At 67.6% G+C, this 23,696-nt stretch carries 20 protein-coding genes and 3 pseudogenes; 14 read left to right on the plus strand and 9 right to left on the minus strand.

From position 1 onward, the window contains the following. Positions 1-249 precede the first annotated feature (249 nt). From ACIQFZ_RS34480 to ACIQFZ_RS34495, 4 genes are all read left to right on the plus strand, one after another. Positions 250-483 carry a hypothetical protein gene (locus ACIQFZ_RS34480; protein ID WP_402693053.1) on the plus strand — a complete coding sequence of 78 codons (234 nt, stop codon included), beginning with the start codon at positions 250-252 and terminating at the stop codon, positions 481-483. A gap of 151 nt (positions 484-634) precedes the next feature. Continuing rightward, the gene (locus ACIQFZ_RS34485) at positions 635-1,003 is read left to right on the plus strand and encodes a hypothetical protein (protein ID WP_402693054.1); all 369 of its coding nucleotides are present in this window, start codon (positions 635-637) and stop codon (positions 1,001-1,003) included. A 777-nt stretch (positions 1,004-1,780) separates the two neighbouring features. Then, positions 1,781-4,015, plus strand: a complete 2,235-nt coding sequence (locus ACIQFZ_RS34490; protein WP_402693055.1) for a penicillin acylase family protein — start codon at positions 1,781-1,783, stop codon at positions 4,013-4,015. A gap of 564 nt (positions 4,016-4,579) precedes the next feature. Next, entirely contained in the window at positions 4,580-5,176 is a 597-nt protein-coding gene (locus tag ACIQFZ_RS34495; protein ID WP_402693056.1) for an SUMF1/EgtB/PvdO family nonheme iron enzyme, read from the plus strand. A gap of 180 nt (positions 5,177-5,356) precedes the next feature. Here the strand turns inward: ACIQFZ_RS34495 and ACIQFZ_RS34500 are convergent, their stop codons facing one another. Next, the gene (locus tag ACIQFZ_RS34500) at positions 5,357-5,671 is read right to left on the minus strand and encodes a hypothetical protein (RefSeq protein WP_365777953.1); all 315 of its coding nucleotides are present in this window, start codon (positions 5,669-5,671) and stop codon (positions 5,357-5,359) included. 758 nt (positions 5,672-6,429) lie between these two features. On the opposite strand from ACIQFZ_RS34500, the gene ACIQFZ_RS34505 reads away from it, so the two are divergent. The 4 genes from ACIQFZ_RS34505 (at position 6,430) to ACIQFZ_RS34520 (ending at position 7,920) form a co-directional block, all read left to right on the plus strand. Then, positions 6,430-6,786: a hypothetical protein gene (locus ACIQFZ_RS34505; protein WP_383061058.1), complete on the plus strand. Its 357-nt coding sequence runs from the start codon at positions 6,430-6,432 to the stop codon at positions 6,784-6,786. Positions 6,787-6,815: 29 nt separating this feature from the next. Further along, the gene (locus ACIQFZ_RS34510) at positions 6,816-7,160 is read left to right on the plus strand and encodes a DUF6247 family protein (RefSeq protein ID WP_365777955.1); all 345 of its coding nucleotides are present in this window, start codon (positions 6,816-6,818) and stop codon (positions 7,158-7,160) included. Continuing rightward, positions 7,157-7,480: a hypothetical protein gene (locus tag ACIQFZ_RS34515; protein WP_402693057.1), complete on the plus strand. Its 324-nt coding sequence runs from the start codon at positions 7,157-7,159 to the stop codon at positions 7,478-7,480. The genes ACIQFZ_RS34510 and ACIQFZ_RS34515 overlap by 4 nt, the downstream gene beginning before the upstream one ends. Positions 7,481-7,590: 110 nt before the next feature. Continuing rightward, positions 7,591-7,920, plus strand: a complete 330-nt coding sequence (locus ACIQFZ_RS34520; RefSeq protein WP_402693058.1) for a hypothetical protein — start codon at positions 7,591-7,593, stop codon at positions 7,918-7,920. 35 nt (positions 7,921-7,955) lie between these two features. Here ACIQFZ_RS34520 and sbnA read toward each other — a convergent pair whose 3' ends face one another. After that, on the minus strand, positions 7,956-8,942 hold the full coding sequence (gene sbnA, locus ACIQFZ_RS34525; protein WP_365429647.1) for a 2,3-diaminopropionate biosynthesis protein SbnA: 987 nt from the start codon (positions 8,940-8,942) through the stop codon (positions 7,956-7,958). Positions 8,943-9,500: 558 nt separating this feature from the next. Here sbnA and ACIQFZ_RS34530 point away from each other — a divergent pair. The 4 genes from ACIQFZ_RS34530 to sbnB are packed head-to-tail and all read left to right on the plus strand — an operon-like array spanning position 9,501 to position 16,744. Continuing rightward, on the plus strand, positions 9,501-12,098 hold the full coding sequence (locus ACIQFZ_RS34530; RefSeq protein ID WP_402693059.1) for a Pls/PosA family non-ribosomal peptide synthetase: 2,598 nt from the start codon (positions 9,501-9,503) through the stop codon (positions 12,096-12,098). A gap of 37 nt (positions 12,099-12,135) precedes the next feature. Beyond that, a complete protein-coding gene (locus ACIQFZ_RS34535) occupies positions 12,136-14,649 on the plus strand; it encodes an amino acid adenylation domain-containing protein (RefSeq protein ID WP_383061063.1) in 2,514 nt (837 codons plus the stop codon). A 23-nt stretch (positions 14,650-14,672) separates the two neighbouring features. Further along, positions 14,673-15,677 carry a TauD/TfdA family dioxygenase gene (locus ACIQFZ_RS34540; RefSeq protein ID WP_402693060.1) on the plus strand — a complete coding sequence of 335 codons (1,005 nt, stop codon included), beginning with the start codon at positions 14,673-14,675 and terminating at the stop codon, positions 15,675-15,677. Further along, positions 15,674-16,744 carry a 2,3-diaminopropionate biosynthesis protein SbnB gene (sbnB, locus tag ACIQFZ_RS34545; RefSeq protein ID WP_402693061.1) on the plus strand — a complete coding sequence of 357 codons (1,071 nt, stop codon included), beginning with the start codon at positions 15,674-15,676 and terminating at the stop codon, positions 16,742-16,744. The genes ACIQFZ_RS34540 and sbnB overlap by 4 nt, the downstream gene beginning before the upstream one ends. Positions 16,745-16,848: 104 nt before the next feature. Here sbnB and ACIQFZ_RS34550 read toward each other — a convergent pair. The 3 genes and pseudogenes from ACIQFZ_RS34550 to ACIQFZ_RS34560 form a co-directional block, all read right to left on the minus strand. Further along, a pseudogene (locus ACIQFZ_RS34550) lies at positions 16,849-17,082 on the minus strand (transposase); the annotation flags it as partial. Positions 17,083-17,189: 107 nt separating this feature from the next. Continuing rightward, a pseudogene (locus ACIQFZ_RS34555) lies at positions 17,190-17,432 on the minus strand (transposase family protein); the annotation flags it as partial. A 140-nt stretch (positions 17,433-17,572) separates the two neighbouring features. Then, positions 17,573-18,604 carry a medium chain dehydrogenase/reductase family protein gene (locus ACIQFZ_RS34560; protein ID WP_365431420.1) on the minus strand — a complete coding sequence of 344 codons (1,032 nt, stop codon included), beginning with the start codon at positions 18,602-18,604 and terminating at the stop codon, positions 17,573-17,575. Between the two features lie 139 nt (positions 18,605-18,743). Between ACIQFZ_RS34560 and ACIQFZ_RS34565 the strand changes: the two genes are divergently transcribed. Next, positions 18,744-19,394, plus strand: coding sequence for a TetR-like C-terminal domain-containing protein (locus ACIQFZ_RS34565; RefSeq protein WP_376654297.1), 651 nt, complete (start codon positions 18,744-18,746; stop codon positions 19,392-19,394). Positions 19,395-19,657: 263 nt separating this feature from the next. Here ACIQFZ_RS34565 and ACIQFZ_RS34570 read toward each other — a convergent pair whose 3' ends face one another. The 4 genes from ACIQFZ_RS34570 to ACIQFZ_RS34585 all read right to left on the minus strand — a co-directional run bounded on the left by ACIQFZ_RS34570 (position 19,658) and on the right by ACIQFZ_RS34585 (position 22,976). Then, complete coding sequence (locus tag ACIQFZ_RS34570) at positions 19,658-19,945, minus strand: hypothetical protein (protein WP_383061066.1); 288 nt, start codon at positions 19,943-19,945, stop codon at positions 19,658-19,660. A 130-nt stretch (positions 19,946-20,075) separates the two neighbouring features. Next, positions 20,076-20,474, minus strand: coding sequence for an LppP/LprE family lipoprotein (locus ACIQFZ_RS34575; protein ID WP_402693062.1), 399 nt, complete (start codon positions 20,472-20,474; stop codon positions 20,076-20,078). Between the two features lie 526 nt (positions 20,475-21,000). Then, positions 21,001-22,260, minus strand: a complete 1,260-nt coding sequence (locus ACIQFZ_RS34580; protein WP_365431411.1) for an FAD-dependent monooxygenase — start codon at positions 22,258-22,260, stop codon at positions 21,001-21,003. A 401-nt stretch (positions 22,261-22,661) separates the two neighbouring features. Beyond that, positions 22,662-22,976: a hypothetical protein gene (locus ACIQFZ_RS34585; protein WP_383061069.1), complete on the minus strand. Its 315-nt coding sequence runs from the start codon at positions 22,974-22,976 to the stop codon at positions 22,662-22,664. 263 nt (positions 22,977-23,239) lie between these two features. Here ACIQFZ_RS34585 and ACIQFZ_RS34590 point away from each other — a divergent pair. After that, positions 23,240-23,540: pseudogene (locus ACIQFZ_RS34590) on the plus strand (hypothetical protein); the annotation flags it as partial. Between the last annotated feature and the right edge of the window lie 156 nt (positions 23,541-23,696).

The following is a 23,696-nucleotide window of genomic DNA, read 5'->3' on the forward strand; positions in this document are numbered from 1 at the left end:
TCAGGCGAGTACTTCGACGTCCCCAACGGGAACTCCTGTCCTATGGATCTTCACGATCCAATGATCAGGGTGTCCACGATCAAGGGGTAGGGCCCCCAGAAGCCGCCGTGGGCTACCAGGGCACCGCCTGCTGCGGTCGCGGCACTCCGGATCACGCAGAGGCCGGTTACCGGATCTCGCCATCCGTGTCCCGGTGTCGGCCACGGGACTTGATGGAGGGCTGCAGAGACCGCGGCTATCTTTGCCTGCATGATGCATGGCAACGACGTTCTGGCCGGCGGGACTGCCGTGACAGCGGCGTGGGACCGCATAGAGACGTGGTTGCAGGCGCGCGCCCCCATGTCGCGCACGACGCTCCGACCGCCCGCGACCTGCGAACAGTTGAACAGTGCCGAGCGGGTCGTCGGCTGCCCCCTGCCGGACCAACTGAAAGCACTGTGGCTGCTGCACGACGGCACCTACGAGACGCCCGGGTACACCTGACGGCGTGTCAGGTCATGGTCGGATACCAAGAGATGCTGGCCTTGCCTCTGCCCACCAGGTTGCGATGGCTGTGGGACAGGGGGCGGAGAGCGAGCTGTACCGGGAGCCGCCAGCTCCAGCTGACTTCGCCCAGGAGCCGGATTACGCGGAGATGCTCGGATCCTCGCTGTCACAACAGATCCAGTGGTTGTGGGAACGGGGTGGTCGGCCGCTGCCGGCGCTGCTGGTCGGGGATGGGGAGGAGTGGGAGGACGTGAACGCCTTCCTCGACGGCGAAGGGCTGCTCCAGATTGACCAGGCCCTCGCCGTGCACGCCACGATGACCTCGTCCGGTAAGTGGCCCCGTACCTGGATACCTTTCACGGCGGACAATCCGGAGGACGCGTTCGCCGGGCTCTTCCTCGACAGCGAGACAGGGAGGGTCGGCCGCTGGGGCTTGATGGACGTGTCCACGCCGGGAGGGGAAACCGTCGCCGGTTACCTTGCACGCGTGTCTGACGGGCTGGCGGCCCGCGGCTGACGGCAGCGCCGTATCCGACATGCGGGAACCCCCGCCACCGGCTTGGCGCCGGCGGCGAGGCTCCTCGTCAGATGCGTGGCCTCGTCACTCCATGGGTGCCGGAGGTCAGGGCATCTTGCACTTGACCACGTCCTGGGAGGCGTTGCAGTTCTTGAACCGATCGCGGTCTACGTCCGCCCGGGCCCACGAGACGGCACGGGGGTTGAGGATGGAAAGCGCAGCGTCTACGTGACCGGGGAGGCGTATCCGACCGTGCGTGCCTCGCGGTGCGGGACGTCCCGATCAGGCATCGGGAGACTGCGCAACGTTGCGACCCGGCACTGGCGCTTTCGCGGCCCAGCATGGTGAAGTTCGTGCCGATCGCCTTCCGGATCGCGGTCCGAGCAGACCGGGCCGCCGCTCGTCGCCCGCACAAATACCAGGAGCTGTCACGGAGTTGACCACTGGGCGGGGCGATGCGCGACGGTGTTCTGTTCACTGTCGATCGCGGTCTTGTCAGTGGGCTGTGTGGCGGACAAGACTGCGGATGTGAGTGATCACAGGGAGGTCTGTGTCTGCTGCTGTGGTGTTGCATCACATGTGGTTGCTGCCGTTGCGGTGGTCGGGCTGCGGTCCACCGGTGCGAGTGTCCGTTGTGGAGGGGCGGCGCTGCAGTGATGTGGCGCGTGTGCGCGCCGACGGCCGAAGGCGTAGTCGACCCCGCGCGTGGACCACCTTCCTTGCGAGTGTGTGAACTGCACGATCCGTTGATTTTTCGGATGGAAGGTGGAGCAGCTCGTGGGTGATGTGCGCAAGACGGGAGTGAGTCGGCGGCGTGTGCTGGGCACGGCAGCCGGACTGGCCGCGGTCGCGGCGGGAGTGCCGTCCGCGGTCGCGGCAGCGGCACCGCCGCAGACGCTGCCCGAAAAGGCCCGCTGGAACAGACACGCCGCCCACGTGACGATCACGCGGGACGACTGGGGCATTCCGCACATCGTGGGCAAAACCGATGCCGACGCGGTGTTCGGAATGATGTACGCGCAGGCAGAGGACGACTTCAACCGGATCGAACGGAACTACCTCGTCGCCCTGGGCCGCCTCGCCGAGGCCGAGGGAGAGAGCGCCATCTGGCAGGACCTGCGCCAGCGGCTCTTCCTCGACCCGGAGGCGCTGAAGAAGGACTATGCGAAGTCTCCCGCGTGGCTGCGTACATTGATGCAGGCCTGGGCGGATGGGCTCAACTACTACCTCGCGACACACCCCGAGGTCCGTCCGCGCGTGCTCGACCGGTTCGAGCCGTGGATGCCGCTGAGCTTCTCGGAGGGCAGCATCGGCGGCGACATCGAGTCGGTGCTGCTCACCCAGCTCGAAGCCTTCTACGACAAGCGGCACGTGCCGATGACCGACGAGGAACGCGGTCTGGTGCTGCGCGAACCCACGGGGTCGAACGGCTTCGCGATCGCGCCGAGCCACACGCGTGACGGCCACGCGTTGCTCCTGATCAACCCGCACACCAGCTTCTTCTTCCGCTCGGAACAGCATGTGACGAGCGGCGAGGGGCTCAACGTCTACGGTGCCGCCACCTGGGGCCAGTTCTTCATCTACCAGGGCTTCAACGCGCACACGGGGTGGATGCACACGACGAGCGGCGTCGACAACATCGACGAGTTCACCGAGACGATCGTGACGGGGGCCGACGGAATCCGCTACTACCGCTACGGCGACGAGCTGCGCCCTGTCACAACGACGACGATCACCCTGTCCTTCCGTACCGAGGAGGGCGGACAGGACAAACGCAGCTTCACCACGTTCGCCACCCATCACGGCCCCATCGTGCGCGAGGCGGACGGCAAGTGGATCGCGTGTGCGCTGATGAACAAGCCCGTCGAGGCGCTCCAGCAGAGCTTCCTGCGCACCACGACGGGGAACTACGCGGACTACCTCCGGGTGGCGGGCCTGAAGGCGAACAGCTCGAACAACACGCTCTTCGCGGACTCCAAGGGTGAGATCGCCTTCCTGATGCCGCAGTTCATGCCGGTGAGAGACGATCGCTTCGACTATCGCAGGCCCGTCGACGGCAGCGATCCGGCGACCGACTGGCACGGACTGCACAGCCTGGACAGCATGCCGCACGTCGTGAACCCGAAGAACGGCTGGGCGTTCAACACGAACAACTGGCCGTGGACCGCCGCCGGTGCGGACAGTCCCAACGCGGCAGACTGCCCACGGTACTTCGACAGGGTCGGCGAGAACCCGCGCGGACCACAAGCGGAGCGGGTGCTGTCCGCGCGGGACGACTTCACCCCGCAGATATTGATCGAGGCCGCGTTCGATCCGTACCTGACGGCTTTCGCGCGGCTGGTTCCCCGGCTCGTCGCAGCGTGGAACCAACTGCCCGAGGACAACGGACAGAAGGCGGCGCTGGCCGGCCCGGTCGGTCTGCTGCGTGACTGGGACCACCGGTGGGCCGCGGAGTCGACCGCGACGTCGATGGCCGTGTTCTGGGGTGAAGACCTGTGGGCGCTCACGTCCCAGGCGGCGGCGGACGCAGGAATGTCGGTGTGGGACTACATGGCCGACCGCGCCAGTGACGCGCAGCGACTCGACGCGCTCGAGACCGCGACACGGCGACTGGCACGGGACTTCGGCAGCTGGAAGGTGCCCTGGGGCGACATCAACCGCTACCAACGCAACGACGCAGCGATCGTTCAGCAGTTCAGCGACACCAAGCCGAGCATCCCGGTGCCCTTCGCCTCATCGCGCTGGGGCTCCCTCGCCTCCTTCGGAGCGAAGGCCTACCCGGGAACGAAGCGTTACTACGGCACCAGCGGCAACAGCTTCGTGGCGGTGGTGGAGTTCGGGCCGCGACTGCGCGCCTGGGCGGTGACGGCGGGCGGCGCGAGCGGACACCCCGATTCACCGCACTTCGACGACCAGGCCGAACGCTACGCCAAGGGTGACCTGCGGCCGGTCTACTTCTATGCGGACGACCTCAAGGGTCACATCGAACGGAGGTACCGTCCAGGCAGTTAGGGTCGGTCCATGCGCCGACGACGCGGAATCGAGCCGCAGACGGCTTTCGGCTGAAGCCTTGCAATGCCTTTTGCCGCGCAGACGACCGATCTTTTCGGCCCCCATGCTGACCAGCCCCGCCAGGAGCACATTGCCGGGCGGGGCTGGTGTGTTGACAGGGGATGGGGCCGGGGAGTTGCGAAGCCTTCGCCGTTGCTGACACCCGCCCACGGACCGAGGAGAACCGGAGCCTGCGCGACCAACTCGCCAGCGCACCGGGCGAGGGATTCCTCGACTCTGGAGGGACGGAGTCCTCGATGCCGTAACGGCGGCCGCCGAACACATGGGCGACCAGCCGGCACTCCACCGCTACCGCACTCAACAGCAGGCCGCGGCCCGCGAACGCGATCAGGAAGCCAAGCAGCCCCGTCACTCCGCGTCAGGACCCGCACCCTCGTGAACCCCGGCACCAGCCGCACGGAGTGGACACTGCTGGCAGGCCAATCTGCCGCCACTGCGCGGGCATCACCGCGACTTCTTCTGCGACCGCTGCGGCTTCGAGGGGCTGCTGCTCGGCGGGCGCCTATGCGAACGCTGCACCCTCGCCGACGCCCTCGCCCGACTCCTCGACGACGGCACCGGGCGGGGGAGGTCGCCGTGTGCGACGCATCGGGCCGCACTCGGGTTGATTGTTCGCGCCCCTTCGGGCACCCGGGCAGCCCTGTCCTCGGGCGCCAGAGCTGCTGGTCGCCCGTGGCTCAGGGCCGAGTCTGCGTGTGTGCATGCCGCTGGGCCGCGCGCAACGCGACAGCCACCGACGCGCATCTCCCTCCCGCGGTAGGTGTTCTCGCCTTCGGCTCCGTACGTGCGACCGTGGGGGATCAGAAGACCGCTGCAAAGTGCAACGTTAGAGAGGCCGGCGTGGAGCACACAACGTCCGTCTCTCGGTACCACAGCGGTGTGTCGCCCTATGAGGTTTACGACATGGTGGGCAACGTGTGGGAATGGCTCGCAACGGCGGTCGCACGCGGGCGCTACGAACTACGAGGCAGCGCCTTTACGAGCCCTCTCTTCCGGGGGGCTCACGCTATTTCCAACGACGCCAACGAGATGATGCATGACGACGACACTGGGTTCCGCTGTGTGGCGACGCCGGAGCAGATGGAGCCCCGAAAGCGGTGACGAGTAGGGCTTTCCTCGTCCAGTCTCAGATCCCGCGCCATCCCTGCTGGCCCGCCCAGGAAGTGTGCCCGGCTATGAGCCCGCGCTCACGCGGCAGGCTCCGCCAGCCGAGCGGCGGAGCCTGGTCTTTGGGGCTTGGGACATCCGGCGCATCCTGCCGGACTTCGCGAAGTCCCTTTTCTACTCCTCAGTGCAGAGCTTGTCGTAGTTCCTTTCGTAAGCGGCCGTGTAAGCCTGCATGTACTTCGAGTTCTTCGTCTTCGGCGCCCAGGACTGCTTGTATGCGCAGTCTGGGCCGTCGGCCTGCCCGGCTATCCGTCCATCGCGATTGCCCTCCTTCGCCCCCAGGGGCGGCTTCGGGGCCTCAGTCACAGACACGGGCGCGGCGTGGGTGGTGTTGGTCGAGCCCTGTGCCATGGTTGCGGGCGAGAACGCCAGGGCCACGGCTGCGACGAGGGGGCTCGCCACGAGTGCGACGGTTCGCTTCGCGCGCATAGTTAGCCTCTTCCTTGAAGCGGTACGACATATGGTGCCTCGACCTGGCCAAGCACATCCTTCGCGCGGTTGCTGATCAGGGAGCGGCATCTACACTCTCTGGCACCATGAGGCCGGTGGATTCCGGCTTCCGACGCCAACTTCCCTGCGGACCGACTACTACTCGCAGTTGTGGCGTCTCTAATTCGACCGTAGCGAGCGCCGGCCAGTATGTCCACTTATGGCCTAATCCCCGTGATTGACGTGCCAACTGCCGCCGATTCCGCGGTGACTAGTTGTGCTTCGTTACCTCGGCCGATCTTGCCTGTTCCGGGGCATGGTGGCGAGTATGTGTGAGCGGTCATAAAATTCCCCACGATCTCCATGATCAGCATCGCGTAATTCCCCACCTGGGTTGAGGCTGTGACGGGCCGCCCGACGGCTGAGTGTGCGACTGGTCAGGTCGGTGAAGGGCGCCTTCGGCGGCGCTCCGCGCTGGCCTTGACACGGGCCGTCCACCTCGCGTCCCATGCGGGACGCCAGCATGATGATCAACGAGAAGATGGTCGCCCGCGTGATGCGGAAGTTCCGCATCGTCGGGGTGCAGCGCGCAAGAAGGTCACCACGACGATGCCGGAGCCATCGGACACGGGTCTGTTCCAGCGGGACTTCACCGCCGACGCGCCGATCGCGCAGGTGACGATACTATGGACTGCGAAACCATAGTGTCGAGATCTACAGTGTTGCAAACCATGGTCTGCGGTGTCATGATGCGAAGCATGTCGGCGATGCAGAACAAGGACGACCAGGACCCCGACGTCCAGAAGGTCCGCAATACCCGCGCCGAGATCACCCGCGCGGAAATGCAGCTCGCCCAGCTCCGCAAACAACTCGAAGACGACGTTCGTGCCGCCGTCACCGCCCCCGTCGGCGGAAAGCTGCCGTACGGACGCGTCGTGAGACTTGCCCGCATGCTGGGCTACAAGGACTCCAGCATGATCTACACCCTGCGTGACAACAGCCTCGCCCGGGCCAGGCAGCGGTTCACAGAAGGCGCCACCAAGGACAACCAGAAACCAGCTGCCGAAGAGCCTGACGGCAGTGTCCCAGGCCGGATGAAGCCAACTGCCGCCTGACCGACCGCCAAGTAGGGGAACTGCCGTTCATGACTACCGCCACCCTGGGCTCTGGGGCCGTGCCACCCATGCCCGACAGGACACCGAAGGCGCTCCGCGCCGCCATCGCCCAGCATGCGCCGCAACTCCTCGTCGACTTCGATCGACACTGGCGCCGAGACATCGCCGACGCTTACGACCTCGCGCCGGTCCCCGCTTTCATGGCCCGCTGGTGGGGCGAATTCGCCCTCGCCCGCGACCCCCAACTGGAAGCGAAGGTGCACGGTCTGGAGGACGAGGCCGGCAGGGAACCTGACTACGCCCGCGCCAAGTCACTCATTGAAGAAGCCGGACGCATCCGCCGCACGGCAGCGAAGGCAGAGCCCGGCCAGTGACCGACGACTTCATGGGGCCGCCCTGGCAAGCCGACTGGACCAAGAACGCCGAGGACAACAGAAACGCCCTCCCCGAAGAGGCCCGTGTCTTGGTCAACGAGGCCCGCGCCGAACTCGTCACCTCCGCTGACCCGTACTTCCGGAGCATCGACAGCGACCGCGACCTCCCGGGCGGAATGAGTGTCGAACCCGTCCAGTCCACTCGCCCCGGTGGCGAGCACGTCATCTACTTCGATCACGGCCGGGGGTGGCTCCGGTACCACTTCACCCGGAGGGCCACCGATCCTCAGATCGTGATCGATGAGTGTTTCTGGCAGTGAGTCAGCCACCCTGAGCCTGGATCCATCCATGCAGGGGTGCGGGGGCACCGGCGTAGCCCGGGCCGGCGCTGCCGTGCCGAGATCCACTGGACACCACCATCGAGAAGCCGTTGCTCCGTCGGTCATGGTCGGCGGCGATACGCGGCGAACTCGTGCTGGTGGTGTACCGGATGCTCGAAGCTGACGACTCCGTCCCGCACGGCGGTGGGAGTACGGGGATTTGGGTCGGCCGCATCCTGGTCAGGGGAAGGGTGCATGCCCGGTGGGTGCTTGCGGCCTGCCAGAGGCACCACAACGTGCATCGGCTCCGCCAGGCGCGCAACCAGCTACCACCCGATGCCCGGAAACAGGCCACCGCGATAGACAGCGGCGCCCACAAGCTGCTGCGCACCCGGATCCTCGGCGGTCTCATCAGCGAGTACAGATACGCCGTGACCTGAGCAGGCGTCGAACAGGCGGCGGTCCTTGGTCGAGGTCAGGCTGTCTGAGGCGCCGTGGTCGGCGACCGGGAGATGAGGACGTCATCGCCGCACAGGTCCTGTACCCAGGTGGGCTGGTAGACGGTCTCCAGGTACCGCTCACCCAGATCCGGGGCGATGGCCACAGCGGTCAGCTCCGGTCCCTCCTGTCGAGCCAGCCAAGCCATCGCGCCGCTGACCACCGTCCCGGTGGAACCCCCGAACAGAAACCCGCGCCTGGCCAGCCGGTGGCAGGCCCGGATGGTGTCGGCCTCTTCGACGCGCACCACATCGTCGACATAGGACTCGTCCAGCAGCGGGGGGCGCATGCTGGTGCCCAGCCCGGGAATCATCCGGCGGCCGGGGACGCCTCCGAAGGTCACCGAGCCGATGGTGTCGATGGCCACGATGCGTACTGGCCGGTGCCATGTGCGGAAGTAGCGTGCGCAGCCCATCAGGGTTCCGGTGGTGCCGGCCCCGACGAACAGCACGTCCAGGTGCGGGAACTGTCGGGCGATGGCCGGGGCGGTGTGTTGGTAGTGGGCCGTGCTGTTGCTGGGGTTGACGTACTGGTTGAGCCATACATAGCGCTCGTCGCAGGCGCACAGCGCCTGGACGTGGTCGATGCGCGCGCCGAGGAGCCCGCCGACGGGGTCGGGTTCGGTGATGACGTGGACCTGGCTGCCCAAGGCCTCCATCATCATCCTGGTCGCCGGGTTGCAGCGGGAGTCGGTCACGCACAGAAACCGGTATCCCTTGTTGGCCGCGATCACGCTCAGGGCCACGCCCAGGTTGCCCGAGGATGATTCGACCAGTACCGAGTCCGGCGTCAGCAGTCCGTCGCGTTCGGCAGTCTCGACCATTTCGATGGCGGCCTTGAGCTTGATCGAGCCGGCGAAATTGAATCCCTCGCACTTGAGGAACAACGGGTACTCGAAGATTTTCTCAAGGTCGACGTAGAGATCGTCCTCGTTGAAGGCCTGGGGGGCGGATATGACAGGCATGTTGTCTCCTCGCGGCTACAGGAGGTCTTCCTGTAGTCGATCCGTCTCTGTGCCGTACAGGGAGAAATTCGGCGGCGCGTGGCGTCTCGCCGGAATGCCTCCAGTGCGCCCAAATCGGAGCAGCCGTGTCATGCCACCGAAATTCGGGACTTGACAGGCGCCCTGTGCGCGCATATATGGCGCGACGGGGTCCGGTTGTTGCGGTACCGGATCAATGGCCGCTTTCCAGGCCCGGTCGCCATCGGTTGGCGCCCTGTGTCCTGCCCCGCAGTCCCTGCCCGTAAAGCGCCGTGCGGGACGGTGGCGTGCGATGCAATTGCCGGGCGATTCACCCGTGGATTGATCGGGTGCCGTGCAACGCGGTCGCGAGCAGCGCGACGTGCGCAGAGATCAAGGGGCCACAGCGCGGCGAGCATAAAGCGGCTCACTATCAATGCCAGGCTTCGATGTCAAGTCCCGACATTCAGGGGCAGGACAGGAGCTCTCCGGACGGGCCTACTGAAGAGGCCGGGCGTCACGAATCCGTACACGCTCAGGAAACGTCCTCGAGGAGTTCTCGTGCTAGACAAAAAGGCGGACGCGACTGCGGCTGATCCGGCTGACATCTCGGCCTTCCAGGACGACGGGGCGGCCGGTTCGGCGGCCGGCACCGAGAGGCGTCTGGCCGAGGTGCTGGCCGGCGTCGTCGGTGTGGAGCAGGTGCCGCCCCACAGTCACTTCTTCAACGACCTGGGCGCAGATTCCCTGGTGATGGCGCAGTTCTGTGCGCGGGTGAGGAAGCGGGAGGACCTGTCGGCGGTGTCGATGAAGGACATCTACCGGTATCCCACCATCCGGAGCCTGGCCGTCGCGCTCTTGGGCTCCGCGCCTGCTCCCGTCCCGTCCCCGGATTCGCTCGTGGAGGCGTCGGCACCGGCGCAGACGCTGGTCACGCGGACACCGGCCGGTGCAAGGGCCCCGGCCGCCACAGTGCGATACATCTCCTGCGGAATGCTGCAATCCCTGTTCTTCCTGGGCTATTGCCTGCTGACCGCCTTTGCCGCCGCCGCAGGCTACGCATGGATCTGTGCAGGCTCGGGTCTGTTCGACCTCTACCTGCGGTCGGCTCTGTGCGCCGGCGGGGGTTTCCTGGGGCTGTGCGCCTTTCCGATCGTGGCGAAATGGACACTCATCGGCCGCTGGCGGGCAGGCGAGTTCCCCCTGTGGGGGATGAAGTATCTGCGCTTTTGGGTCGTCAAGACCCTGATCCGCACAAGTCCCCTGCGGCTGCTTGTCGGTTCACCGCTGTATGTGCTCTACCTCAGGGCGCTCGGCGCGCGGATCGGCACCGGCGTCACGATCCTCACCCGCACGATCCCCGTCTGCGCCGACCTGCTCACCATCGGTGACGGTACGGTCATCCGCAAGGACGTGCTGCTGTCCTGCTACCGCGCCCACGGCGGGCTGATCCAGACCGGCCGGGTCACGCTCGGCAGCAATGTGCTCATCAGCGAGCACACGGTCCTCGACATCGGAACCGAGATGGGCGACGGCGCCCAGCTGGGCCACGCCTCCTGCCTGCACGGCGGCCAGGTGGTGCCCGCCGGCGAACGCTGGCACGGCTCGCCGGCGCAGCCGACCGACGTGGACTACGGGAGGGTCGGCCCAGCCCACTGCGCCACCCGCACGAGGGCCGCGTACGGTGTTCTGCAACTGCTGAGTCTGCTGGTGATATGGCTGCCGTTGACGATGGGCGCCGTGAGCGCCCTGCTGGCCCGCGTCCCGCTGCTTCACCCGCTTGTGAACCCCCGGCCGGTGGCCGGCCCGGCGTTCTTCGTCGATGCCCTGATCATCTCCTTGACCATGTTCTGCGGCTCGACACTCGCCGGCCTCCTGGTTCTGGGCACCGTGCCGCGTGTCCTCAACAGGGCCATCAAGCCCGGCAAGGTCTATCCGTTGTACGGCTTCCAATACGGCATCCAGCGGGTGATCGCGCTGATGACCAACAGGAAGTTCTTCACCACGCTCTTCGGCGACAGCTCCAGCATCGTCCACTACCTGCGCTACCTCGGATACGACCTGTCCCGCATCGAGCAGACCGGGTCGAACTTCGGCACCGAGGTACAGCACGACAACCCGTACCTGAGCTCTGTCGGCACCGGCACCATGATCGCCGACGGTCTGTCCCTCATGAACGCCGACTTCTCCAGCACGTCCTTTTGCCTGTCCCGCGCGTCGATCGGGCCCCGGAACTTCCTCGGGAACCGCGTCGCCTACCCCTCACAGGGCAAGACCGGCGACAACTGCCTGCTCGCCACGAAAGTCATGGTCCCCACCGATGGCCCGGTGCGTGAAGGCGTGGGCCTGCTGGGCTCACCCAGCTTCGAGATACCGCGCACAGTGCTGCGGGACAACAGGTTCAACCATCTGCGGACCGGCGATGAGCTGCGCCGCCGCCTGGCCGCCAAGAACAGGCACAATGCCGCAACCGCCGGGCTGTACCTGTTGGCGAGGTGGAGCCACCTCTTCGTGATCACCCTTGTCACCATGGGCGCGGCCAACCTCTACCCCTCGCTCGGTGCACCGGCGATCGCCCTGGCCACCGTCCTCACCTTCACGTACACCGTCGTCCACTTCGCGCTGATCGAACGGGCCTCCACCGGCTTCAAAGCGCAGCAGCCGCTGTACTGCTCCATCTACGAGCCCGGCTTCTGGCACCACGAACGCTTTTGGAAGATGGCGTCGGTCGACTACATCCAGGTCTTCAACGGCACCCCCTTCAAGAACGTCATCTGGCGGCTTTTGGGGGCCCGGATCGGCAAACGGGTCTTCGACGACGGCTGCTTCCTCCCGGAGCGCACCCTCGTCACCATCGGCGACGACAGCACGCTCAACGCCGGGACCGTGATCCAGTGCCACTCACAGGAGGACGGCGCCTTCAAGTCCGACCGCAGCGCCCTCGGCAGCGGCTGCACCCTCGGGGTCGGCGCCTTCGTCCACTACGGCGTGACGATCGGCGACGGCGCCGTACTTGCCCCTGACTCCTTCCTCATGAAGGGCGAGGAAATCCCCCCGCACGCCCAGTGGGCGGGCAACCCGGCCCAGGACATGCCGGGAGGCGAAATCCCCCTCAAGGACCGCCCGCAAGCCGACGCCGCCCGAGCCCATCGCAACTGACACCGCGACACCAGCCACAAGGACAGGAAACGAACCGATGGCAACACACCCGAACTCCACCCGAAACGGCCTGGAGTACTGGCGCGACGTACTGACAACCGGCGGATTCACCCCCGTCCCACGCTGGACCCTCCACCCGGCGCCCGGCGTGAGCCACTACGAGACACACGTCCCCGAAGACATCGTCACCGGGCTGTGCCGACTGGCCGACGAACTGGCGATACCGCTTGACTCGCTTGTGCTGGCGACGCACGCCAAGGTGCTCGCGGCCATGTCCGCCGAGCAGCAGATCACCACCGGCTACGTCACCCACGCCGGCAACCTGCTGCCCTGCCGGCTCACCACCGCACCCGCCTCATGGAGGCAACTGCTGCACACCACCCACCAGGCGAGGGCTGAACTGCTCACGCACCAGGACGTCCCGGCCTCGGACATCGACCATCTCAAGCGCGAACTGGGCCTGACCGGACCGTTGTTCGAGACCGTTCTCGATCCCACCACGACCGACGGCGACCTCACCGGGGACACCACGCTGCGGGTGGGCATCCGGCCCCACAACGCCCGACTCGTGCTGCGACTGCGTTACCGCACCGACACACTCGACGCCGACAGCGCCGCCCGCATCGCCGACTACCACGTGAGGGCGCTTGCGCTGATCACCGCCAACCCCGACGCAGAACACGCGCGCCAGAGCCTTCTGTCCGATGAGGAACTGCGCTTCCAGCTCGACCGAGGGGCCGGACCGACAAGGCAGTTGCCGAGCGCGAGGGTACATGAACTCTTCGAGGACCGGGTGCGGATGCACCCCGATGCCATCGCCGCCGTTCACGCCGACCGGCAGTGGACCTATGCGGAACTCAACGCCCGGGCAAACCGGCTGGCCCACGCCCTCACAGGCCGCCAACTCGCCCCCGAGGACGTCGTCGCGGTGGTGACCGAACGCAACTTGGACTGGCTCGCCGCCGTCCTCGCGGTCTTCAAATCCGGAGGCGCCTACCTCCCCATCGAGCCGCACTTCCCGGCCGAACGCATCGCTGCCATTCTCGCCCGCGCCGACTGCACCCTGGTGCTGACCGAACCCGGCAGCACCACCACCCTCGACCAGGCACTCAAGTCCCGGCCCGGCACCGAGAAGCTCTTCGTCGAGGCGGCCTGCGAAGAAACCCACGCAGACGACGATCCCGGCATCCACGTCACGCCCGACCAACTGGCATACATCTACTTCACCTCCGGCTCGACCGGTGAGCCGAAAGGCGCAATGTGCGAACACGCCGGCCTGCTCAACCACCTCTACGCCAAGATCGACGACCTCCGCATCGGCGAGGGACAGGTGGTCGCCCAGACCGCGCCACAGTGCTTCGACATCTCCCTGTGGCAGCTGCTGTGCGCCCTGCTGACCGGCGGGCGAACCCTGCTGGTCGAACAGGACGCCATCCTCGACGTCCCCCGATTCCTCGACACCGTCACCGACGGCAGGGCCACCGTCTTGCAGCTCGTGCCCTCCTACCTCGAAGCCGTCCTGACCGAGCTCGAACAGCGCCCCCGGGCACTGCCCGACCTGCGATACCTGTCGGTCACCGGAGAGGCACTGAAGCAGGAGATCGCCGAGCGCTGGTTCACCGCCCAGCCCAAAATCGCGCTGGTCAACGCCTACGGGCTCACCGAGACCTCGGACGACACCAATCACGACGTCATGCACCGAACACCGGAACGCATCCTGCTCGGCCGCCCGGTCAACAACGTGCACATCTACATCGTTGACGAACACCTCGCACCCGTGCCACTGGGCGCCCCGGGCCTGATCGCGTTCTCCGGGGTCTGCGTCGGCCGTGGATACATCAACGATCCCGAACGCACGCGAGCGGCCTACCTGCCCGATCCGCTACGCGCCGGCACACGGCTCTATCTCGGCGGCGACTACGGGCGCTGGCATCCTTCGGGGAAACTGGAGTTCCTCGGCCGCCGCGACGACCAGGTCAAGATCCGCGGGTTCCGGATCGAGATCGGCGAGATCGAGAACGCGCTACTTTGCCTCCCCGGTATCCGCGACGGCGCGGTGGTGGTGGCCGAACGCGCCGATCAGAGCAAGCATCTGGTCGCCTTCTACTCCGCCGAGAAGCCCGCCGACCCCGGGACCCTCAACGACCTGCTGGGTGCCTCTCTGCCCACCTACATGATCCCGGCGGCCTTCCACTGGCGCGCGAGCCTGCCGCTGACCGCCAACAGCAAGATCGACAAGAAGGCACTGACGGCGCTCGCCACACAACTCGCCACCAGCGAGGACGATCACGAGGCGCCGGCCACACCCACCGAGCAGCGGCTGGCGGCCGCCTGGGGACACGTCCTCGGCATGCCCCAGGACCACATCGGACGCCGCGACCACTTCTTCGACCGCGGCGGCACCTCCCTATCGGCGGTGAAACTCGCCGTGGCTCTGGACCGCGCCGTGGCCCCCAAAGACGTCATCGCACACCCGGTCCTCACCGACCTCGCCGCCCTGGTCGACCACCGACGCGAGCGCCATACAACCGCACCAATGACCTCTCCTTGAACCGCATCGAAAGGAACAGCACCATGCCATACCCGACACCCGTGTCCCTCCTCAACGTGGAGCTGAATCCAGGCAAACCCCCGATCCTGCACGTGGACACCGCCGATGACGCACCCGCCTGGGCAGCGGAACACCACCGCGCACTGCGCACCCTGGTCACCGAACACGGCGCGCTCCTCATCCGCGGCCTGCACCTGCGCGACGCACAGCAAGCCGGCGACGCCCTCCACCGCCTGGCCCCGGCCCTGATGACCGACAAGGAATCCTTCGCCCCCCGCCGGACCTACACCCCGGGCCTGTACTCCTCCTCCGCATGGCCGCCGAACCAGCCGATGTGCATGCACCACGAACTCAGCTACACACTTCAGCCCCCCGGCCTCATGCTGTTCGCGTGTCTGACCGCACCCACGACCGGCGGAGCCACCGCCGTCGCCGACGCCGCCACCATCCTTCAGGCACTGCCCACCGATCTCGTCCACCGCTTCGAACAAGAAGGCTGGCTGCTCTCCCGCACCTACAACGACGAGATCGGCGCCCCCTACAGCGAGGCCTTCGGCACCGATGACCGCAGGGCCATCGAGGACTACTGCCGCACAGCCGGTATCGAATTCGACTGGCAACCCGACGGCAGCCTGCGCACCCGCCAGCGCCGCCCCGCCGTGACGGCCCACCCGGTCACCGGCCGCCGCTGCTGGTTCAACCAGATCGCCTTCCTCAACGAATGGACGATCGATCCCGAGATCCGCGAATACCTCATCGATGTCCACGGCGCCGAGGCGCTGCCGTTCAACACCCGCTTCGGAGACGGCGACACCATCGGCCCGGACATCATTCAGCTCCTCAACGACACCTACGCCGCCCACACCGCCCGCGAACCGTGGCGGGCCGGCGACCTCATGCTCCTCGACAACGTGCGCACCGCACACAGCAGGGAGGCTTTCCACGGACCACGCGAGGTGCTTGTCGCCATGGCCGAGCCGCTGAGCCTGCTTGCGTGCCCGCCGACCGGCGAGAAGAGCGCCCCATGACCACCGTCCCTTCCCCGGCCATGGAGCCCGTCATGCCCCAGCCGCACACCGTGCCCCCGTTCGCAGTGATCTCCGGCGCCCAGGTCCAGCACGCCCTGCAGGACAGGGAAACGCAGATCGTGGACCTCATCGAGGCCACCTACCAGCTGCACGCCGCGGGGGAGTCGGTCAATCCTCCCTCCTACTTCCTGCGCTTCCCCGACCGGCCCACCTCCCGGATCATCGCGCTGCCCGCCTCGATCGGCGGACAGGCGCAGGTGGACGGCCTCAAATGGATCTCCAGCTTCCCCGACAACGTCCAGGCCGGCATCCCCAGGGCGTCCGCCGTCCTGATCCTCAACGATCACGACACCGGCTACCCCTTCGCCTGTCTGGAAAGCTCCATCATCAGCGCCACCCGAACCGCCGCATCCGCAGCACTGGCCGCCGACCACCTCACCCGCAACCGGCAACGCCCCACCCGCATCGGGTTCTTCGGTACGGGCCTGATCGCCCGCTACATCCACACCTTCCTGACTGCCGTGGGCTGGTCCTTCGACGAGATCGGCGCCTACGACCTGTCCCACCGCAGCGCAGCCGGATTCCGCGACCACCTCCAACAGACCGGCAGCGCCGCACGGATCACCGCACATGACAGCCCCGAGGACCTCGTCCGTTCCAGCGACCTCGTCGTGTTCGCCACCGTTGCGGGCGAGCCACACGTCAGCGACCCGGCCTGGTTCCACCACAACCCACTGGTTCTGCATGTGTCCCTGCGCGACCTGGCACCGGAGATCATCCTCGCCTCGACCAACATCGTCGACGACGTCGAACACTGCCTCAAAGCCGACACCTCCCCACACCTGGCCGAACAACTCATCGGCAACCGCGGCTTCCTGCACGGCACACTCGCCGACGTCATGAGCGGACGAGTAACGCCCCCCACCGGCCGGCCCGTGGTCTTCTCACCGTTCGGCCTCGGAGTACTCGACCTAGCTGTCGGCAAATACGTCTACGACGAGACGGCCCGCTCCGGAGAGCTCAACGTGATCGAGGACTTCTTCCACGACCTGCGCCGGCACGGGTGACCGGCCCACAGCACCCCGTGGGTCCGCCGGGACGAATGGCCCTGTCTCGCTCGAGCACGCGGATCAGGCAAGGCAGCAGTCAGGTTCTGTTCTGAGCTTGACGTTTAACGTGGGCGGGCTTGGTGCTCCTTGATCGATTCGGCACGTTTGACGGTCTTGCCGACGTCGTGATGCCTGGCTCGGTGCTTGTTTTTCGAGCCGGGTGGCCGTCCGGGGCCTGGTCGGGACGGTTTTGGTGCGGCCGCCGGGCGGGCTGCTGTCGCGTGGACGTCGCGAAACCCCCGGCGGACCCGGGCGGGGGTGAGCCGGCGCGGTGCGGCGGGCCGTTCCCAGGGGCGTCCCGCACCCGGCGTCCGGCCCAGGCCCGCAGCCGGGTGGTGATCCGTGCACGGGCTGGTATCTGCGGGATCTGTTCGGTGAACGACCGGCGCGGGCAGGCGGGTTCGCGGCAGAACCAGCGTCGCTTGTGCCAGCGGAACTCCAGCCCGCTCTCGCCGTAGGGCAGGTCGCGGGGCCGGGTGGTCGTGGAGCCCTTGACTCGGGTGGCGAAGACCCCGCAGGCCGGGCAGGCCCGGGCGGTCTCGTCGGACGTGATCAGGTGGACCCGGCGTCTGCCGTCGGCCAGTCGCTCGACCCGAACGACGGACGCCCCGTCGAGGTCGAGGAGCAACGTCGTATCGTTGAGCAAGCCCGTGGCTCCTGCTTGATCGTTCTGCGTAGAGAACAGAAATGATCACTCAGGACCGCAGGCATCTTTGTACCTGGGTCACCGGCTCCATCGCCGTCCGTGACTGTGTCGTCGGCGTAGCGGGCCTGGGACGGTGCGCGTCAGGGGGTCAGAACAACCTTGCCGCTGACGGTGCCCGACTCCGCCAGGCGCAGGGCCTCGGCGGCCTTGGCGAGCGGGAGTTGGGCGGCGATGCGGGCGGTGACGTCGCCGCGGCGGACGGCGGCGAAGACCTCGGTGAGGTCAGCGCGCAGGCAGGCGCGGAAGCGATTCTTGTTCAGTGCCCGGCCCGCCCAGATGTTGTAGAAGTGGGCGTGGCGCCCGTTGGGCAGGGTGTTCCAGAGCCAGGTGCGGGCGAGGATCTTCATGACCGGCCACTGCTTGGAGCCGGTGTCGTCGCGGGTGGAGGCGCTGCCGTAGGCGACCAGGGTGCCGCCGGGGGCGAGCAGGTGCCAGGAGTCGATGACGCTCCGTCCGCCGACGTGGTCGAAGACCGCGTCCACCCCGGCGGGCGCCAACTCGCGGACCCGGGAGGGCACGTCGCCGTCACGGTAGTCGACCGGGATGACGTCCAGCTCCCGCAGGGCCTCATGGTGCCGGGGCGACGCGGTGCCGATCACCTTGACGCCTGCCGCGCGGGCGAGTTGGACCAGGACGGAGCCGACGCCGCCGCCGGCGCCGTGCACCAGGACGGTCTGCCCCGCGCGCACCCGGGCCCTGCTGTGCAGCATCTGCCGGGCCGTGATGCCGTTGACCACGACGGTCTCGGCCTCAGTGGCCGAGAGGCCGTCGGGGACCAGGACCGCGTCCTCGGCGTCGACCACCACATGGCTGGCCCACGCGCCGACCTTGACCAGCGCGGCCACCCGTCGGCCGGCCAGGTTCGGGTCGACGCCCGGACCGGTCGCCAGCACCCGGCCCACCAGGTCGTAGCCCGGCACGAACGGGAACGGCGGCTGGTCGTAGTACCGCCCGCGGCGCATCTGCTGCTCGGCGAACGAAACCCCGGTCGCCTCCATGGCGATCACGATCTGTCCCGGGCCGGCGTCCGGTACGGCTGCCTGGCGGATCTGCAGGCCTTCCGGGTCCACGATGCCCGGCAGAACGACCTGAACGAGGTGGGCGCTTTCCATGATCGACTCCTCTGGTTGGTAGATGTATTTGCGTTCGTTAGAAGTTATAACTCCCATCGAGAGTGAGAGTCAAGAGCGTTGGTGATAGCCTCTAACTGAGCAGGTGATGGTGCGGCTTCGGGAGAGTGGGAGGCGAGTCGTGATCGAGGCGGACGCGAGGACTCCGAGGGAGCGGTACCGCACCCAGGTACGCGAGGAGATCAAGCAGCACGCATGGGCCCAGATCGCCGCCGCCGGGGCATCCGCCCTGTCCCTCAACGCCATCGCCAAGCAGATGGGCATGAGCGGCCCGGCCCTCTACCGGTACTTCGCCAACCGCAACGAGCTGATCAGCGAACTCGTCAAGGACGCCTACCGCAGCCTGGCCGACACCCTCCGCGCTCGCGCCGAGACGGGCGCCGGCCTCGGCGACCTTGCGCAGGCTCTACGCCGGTGGGCTCTGGACGACCCCCAGCGGTACTTCCTGATCTACGGCACCCCCGTGCCCGGGTACCAGGCGCCTGACGACACCACGCGCATCGCCTCCGAGATCATGGCCCGCCTCCTCGACGCCTGCGCCGCCGAGCAACCGCCAGCCACCCCGCCGTCCGCGCTCGAGGCGCACCTCGCCGAGCACCGGTCCTGGGCCGGAGAGCACCCGGCCTCGCCGTCGGCGCTATGCCGAGCCCTCGCCTTTTGGACCCGCCTCCACGGCGTGCTCTCGCTCGAACTCGCGGGCCACTTCACCGGCATGGGATTCGACCCCGCCCAGCTCTACGCCTCCGAAACGGAAGCCATCGGGGGTTGTTGACGACATGGGTTGATGGAGGGCGTGATGCCGTGGACATGGCCGAGAACGCCAGCAGCCGTTCCTCGACGAGTTCAAGGAACGGCTGCGGGCGTTCTACGCCGCCACCACGCCGAGGCGGACGACCGATCAGTGGCCTGGTGGATCCCCGCTGTCGAGCGGGCTCAAACGGACGGTGCGAGCGAGGACCACACGCCGAACCACTGATCGTTCTGCGTAGAGAACAGAAATGATCACTCACGACCGCCGACATCTTTGTACCCGGGTCACCGGCTCCATCGCCGCCCGTGACGGATCATCAGCGGGCCAGTCGAGGCGCACCGCTCAACTTCGAAGACCCGCTTATGCTCGCTCAACTGCTCGGCATCCGCCTGCTGTTCGAGGGCGTCGGCGACGTGCTCGGCCGCGCCCTGCAGGATGGCGAGCGCGTGCCCGCCGACCCGCGGTTCGGCCCAGGGGTCGAACCGCGGCGAAGAAGCACCAGGCCGCACCCCACACATATTCGAGCACATGAACGAAGTCGACGAGGACGTGCACTTCCAGACCGCGGGCATCGCACTGCTCGTGGATCGCCACTCCCGTCGCAGGCTTCGCCGCCGCCGACCTGGCCCATACGGGGAGGGCGGCCGCCTCGGAACACGCAATTAATCTGACGCTGCCTGGCCGGAACACCACCCTGACCGTTCAGGTACCCTCCAGTCTCACCGCCACTTCCCCTCCGCGTTTTGGTGGCATCCCGGAGGGGGTGAAGCCGTGCCCATTCCACCGGTGTTCGATCGTGACCGCGGGCAGGGAGGGACAGCACAATCCATCATCGGGCCCGTAATGGGCGTAGGTGACTCGGATGGTACCCGGTTTTCCGGGAGTAATGGCTTGAATGGCCAGGCTTTCGCTGCTGCTGTCCCAGCCGACAAACGTCGTGCCGTGCCAGAAAAAGACCAGTTGTCCGTACCCGTCTACGCTCGGAGAACGGGTGCCGATCACCGCGGTCAGATAACCGCCGGACCCGTCCGCTACCGTGACCGGGGCACTGGACGGCGCGAAATGTTCCGAGGGGTCGCCTGTCTCGAGGGTCGTGGTCATCACCCGCGAGATCGCGCTGGGACTGGGCACGTCGGCCCGGGAGGAGCCAGGCAGCGCCCCGATCGTCGCAACGCTCGGACCGGGCCGGGACCCTACGGAGGGGGCAAGCCCCCCGGAGGGGGGCGCGGCTAGTGCCGTTGCGGGGGCCAGGGTCAAGACGACGGCGGTGGCAGCGAGGGCGGTGTGCAAGAACCGGGAACGGAGTGCCGGCCTGGGCTGTCTCGGGGGCAAGCCCTGCGCAGGTGCGACCGCCGCGGGCACCGGGTGATGTGTGCATGGGTGAGTGCTCATGGGCTTTTCTTTCCGGGGTGCAGGGTTTTCGGCCCGGGCACACGGGTCGGTGAATTTTCGTCGTGCGCCGGGGCGGCCGCATCGCGAGGGATGAGGAAAAGCACTGCGGTGGGGTTCGTGTCCATCGGGGTTTTGCATCGAGTCGGCCCGGCCGAAAAATCGCCAGGGGGAATGAGGAATCACGGCTCGACAAGTTCGGTGGTCCAGGTTGTTGGGGCTGCCCTGTCCGGTGCCGTCACTGCTGGTGCCCCGCTGGTGTTGCCAGGGCTGCTGTGGTCGTGGCCTTCCTGGTGGCGCTGCCCTTGCTGAGGGCTGTCTCCCCGCGCCGCAGTGCCAGATACTTCCGCAGGCCCCTGCCGGCTTCCCGTCGTACCCGGCGCAGGACTGGGACCTGGGTGGCCCTGTGCAGCTGGTAGTGCCACGGCGCCTGGGACCCCTGCCGTACCGACATCGCGTAGGCGAAGTCCACCAGATCCTGCTCAAGGTAATGGTCGAGATGCTCGAACCAGGCCATGCTCGTGCGGGCCGCGGCCTGCACGGGATGGAGCGCGGCCCGGCGGCGCTTGTCGTAGGTCTGCAAAGCGGCAGGCAGCTCTGCCTCCGTATACAGGCTGTGCGCGAGTTCGATCGCATCCAGCAGCGCCAGCCGGGTGCCCGAGCCCAGGGTGTAGTGGGTGGTGTGGGCGGCATCCCCCAGCAGCACCACGTTGTCGTGGCACCAGGTGGCGTTGCGTACCTCGGTGAAGTGCTGCCAGCGTGCCGGTTCCCCCCGGGACTGGCCAAGCAGCGCGTGGCCGTCCAGAGCGGAGGCGAAGATCTGTTCCAACAGCCGCACACCGTCGGCGGTGTCGAGCGTATCGAGCCCCAGCCCCCGCCAGGTCTCTGGGGCGCACTCGACGACGCAGGTGCTGATTTCCGCGCTCGAGGGGTAGGCGTAAAACCAGATCCACCCGGCCGGGGTCGGTTCGAAGGCGAAGGTGAAGCGGGGGAACACCTTGTCGGTGCCCAGCCATATGTAGGGGTTGCGGCCGGCTTCCAGGCGGGTGCCGAAGTGGTCGCCGTGCAACTGGCGCACTCGGCTGTTGGCCCCGTCGCAGGCGACGATCAAGTCGGCGTCGGCGAGCTCGGCCAGGTCGTCGACCTTGCGGTGGTGCTGGACATCCACCCCCAGCTCGGTTGCGCGTCGGGTGAGGATGTCGAGCAGGGTGGCGCGGGCGATGCTGTAGCCGTACCGGCCCAGATACGCGGTCTGTTTTCCGCGGCGGACCTCCTGGTCTTGCCACAGGGCCGAGGCCGCACGCACTGCCTGGGCGCTGTCGGGGTCGTTGCGGTAGAGGTGGTCGAGCAGGTCGTCCCCATACCCCACGCCCCAGCCGTAGGTGGCCCCCGGCGGGTCGCGTTCGATGACGGTGATGTCATGGCCGGCATCGCGGCGCTTGGCCGCGATCGCGAAGTACAACGCGCCCGGTCCACCGCCGACGCACACGGTCTTCATGGCGTGTCCCGTTTTGGCTGCACGGCCGGGCGGCCGCATCGCGGCTGTGGCACCCTGGTGCGCGGTCGGTGTCGGGTTGGGGCCGCCCAGCGTGGGAAGGGCGGTCCCGGCCGGCGTCCCCTGCCGGTCGGGTCCTTGGAGTAGTGGTCGCATGGGTTCCTCTTGCCTGGGTTGAGTCTCTGGGTTGACTCGGTGGGTTGGGTTTTGGTGCCTGTGGGCCGGTGCGCGCCCGAGGGCACAGAGGGGGGCTGGGCCTGTGCCCGGCACCGGGCGCGTGGGTGCGGCGATCTCACACCTGAGGTGTGTCTGCCGCACCCGCGCCCGGGCCTTGGCGATCTGACCGGTGGTTCCTCGTGGCCGCGGGGGTCAGGGCAGCGTCGGTGCCGCCTGCCCCGGGTCGGCTACCCCCAGCTGTCGGAGCTGCCCCAGCTGCTCGAGCTGCCCCAGCTACTGTCGGAGCTGCCCCAGCTGCTGCCCCAGCTGTTACCCCAGCTGCTGTCGGAGCTGCCCCAGCTACTCGAACTGCCCCAGCTACTGGAGCTGCCCCAACTGTCGCTGTCGTCGCCCCCGCCGCCCCAGCTGCTGGCGCTTGCCACGGTGGTGGCGTGTGTCGTGGCGGGTGCGGCCTGGGCGGCGGCGCCGCCGCCCAGGAGCGCCCCTGCGGCGGTTACGGTGATGGCCGCGACCTTGACGATCCTCTTACGTGTTCGAAACACGACCTGTCCTTCTTTCGGTGGATGAGCCTCACTCCGGATCGGTGAGGTCGTGTTTCGAGTAAGCCCGAACGGGTCATGCATCGTCACGCCACTGAATACCGTGACTTGACACCCGCACATGATCTTGATACAAGGCCGCGTCCCGCCCAGGCCAGCCCGGTGCCCAGCCCCGTGACAGCCCTGCCGCCCCTGGAACGGGCCCCTTGAGGCGCCGGCCCCGTAGACCAGCCGGACGGTCCCCGCGACCCCGCCTCCGCACCGGCCCCGGCGTCTTCGCGGTCTACCTGTACGCGGCCAGACCGAAGCTCGTGAAGCGGATCATGAACCTGGTGCTCACGGGCGTGACCCTGGCGATCTCCAGCTTCTGGTGGACGGCGGCCGCGTCCACTGGTGCCCGCCTCGGAACGGCCGTACACCGGCGGCTCCACGGACGGCACCGCCTGAGACCTGATCATGGGCTGCAACGGCCTCGGCCGGGTCTTCGGCGGCAAGGGCAACGGCGGCGGCGGTGGCGGAGGCGGCGGCTTCTCCGGCGGCCGGCAGGGCAACGGCAAGACGGGCGGTACGCCCCCGAACGGCACCGGCGACAACGGCCGTACTGGCGGCCCGGCGGCCGGCCCGGCGGTGCTCGCACAGGCGGCCTCCGTTCAGTCCAGCGGCGAGGCCGGCGACGGGATCCTGATCGCGGACGAGACGGGGGACGCGAAGTCCTCGACCGAC

It is taken from the genome of Streptomyces sp. NPDC093064, assembly GCF_044754605.1.
Classification (GTDB): Bacteria; Actinomycetota; Actinomycetes; order Streptomycetales; family Streptomycetaceae; genus Streptomyces.

What these genes read in the sequence shown, in the direction of transcription:
- ACIQFZ_RS34480 (WP_402693053.1), top strand. Translation starts at nt 250, where the DNA reads ATGATGCATGGCAACGACGTTCTGGCCGGCGGGACTGCCGTGACAGCG.
- ACIQFZ_RS34485 (WP_402693054.1), top strand. Translation starts at nt 635, where the DNA reads ATGCTCGGATCCTCGCTGTCACAACAGATCCAGTGGTTGTGGGAACGG.
- ACIQFZ_RS34495 (WP_402693056.1), top strand. Translation starts at nt 4,580, where the DNA reads ATGCGAACGCTGCACCCTCGCCGACGCCCTCGCCCGACTCCTCGACGA.
- ACIQFZ_RS34500 (WP_365777953.1), bottom strand. Translation starts at nt 5,671, where the DNA reads ATGCGCGCGAAGCGAACCGTCGCACTCGTGGCGAGCCCCCTCGTCGCA.
- ACIQFZ_RS34505 (WP_383061058.1), top strand. Translation starts at nt 6,430, where the DNA reads ATGTCGGCGATGCAGAACAAGGACGACCAGGACCCCGACGTCCAGAAG.
- ACIQFZ_RS34510 (WP_365777955.1), top strand. Translation starts at nt 6,816, where the DNA reads ATGACTACCGCCACCCTGGGCTCTGGGGCCGTGCCACCCATGCCCGAC.
- sbnA (WP_365429647.1), bottom strand. Translation starts at nt 8,942, where the DNA reads ATGCCTGTCATATCCGCCCCCCAGGCCTTCAACGAGGACGATCTCTAC.
- ACIQFZ_RS34535 (WP_383061063.1), top strand. Translation starts at nt 12,136, where the DNA reads ATGGCAACACACCCGAACTCCACCCGAAACGGCCTGGAGTACTGGCGC.
- ACIQFZ_RS34540 (WP_402693060.1), top strand. Translation starts at nt 14,673, where the DNA reads ATGCCATACCCGACACCCGTGTCCCTCCTCAACGTGGAGCTGAATCCA.
- sbnB (WP_402693061.1), top strand. Translation starts at nt 15,674, where the DNA reads ATGACCACCGTCCCTTCCCCGGCCATGGAGCCCGTCATGCCCCAGCCG.
- ACIQFZ_RS34560 (WP_365431420.1), bottom strand. Translation starts at nt 18,604, where the DNA reads ATGGAAAGCGCCCACCTCGTTCAGGTCGTTCTGCCGGGCATCGTGGAC.
- ACIQFZ_RS34570 (WP_383061066.1), bottom strand. Translation starts at nt 19,945, where the DNA reads ATGCCCGCGGTCTGGAAGTGCACGTCCTCGTCGACTTCGTTCATGTGC.
- ACIQFZ_RS34575 (WP_402693062.1), bottom strand. Translation starts at nt 20,474, where the DNA reads ATGACCACGACCCTCGAGACAGGCGACCCCTCGGAACATTTCGCGCCG.
- ACIQFZ_RS34580 (WP_365431411.1), bottom strand. Translation starts at nt 22,260, where the DNA reads ATGAAGACCGTGTGCGTCGGCGGTGGACCGGGCGCGTTGTACTTCGCG.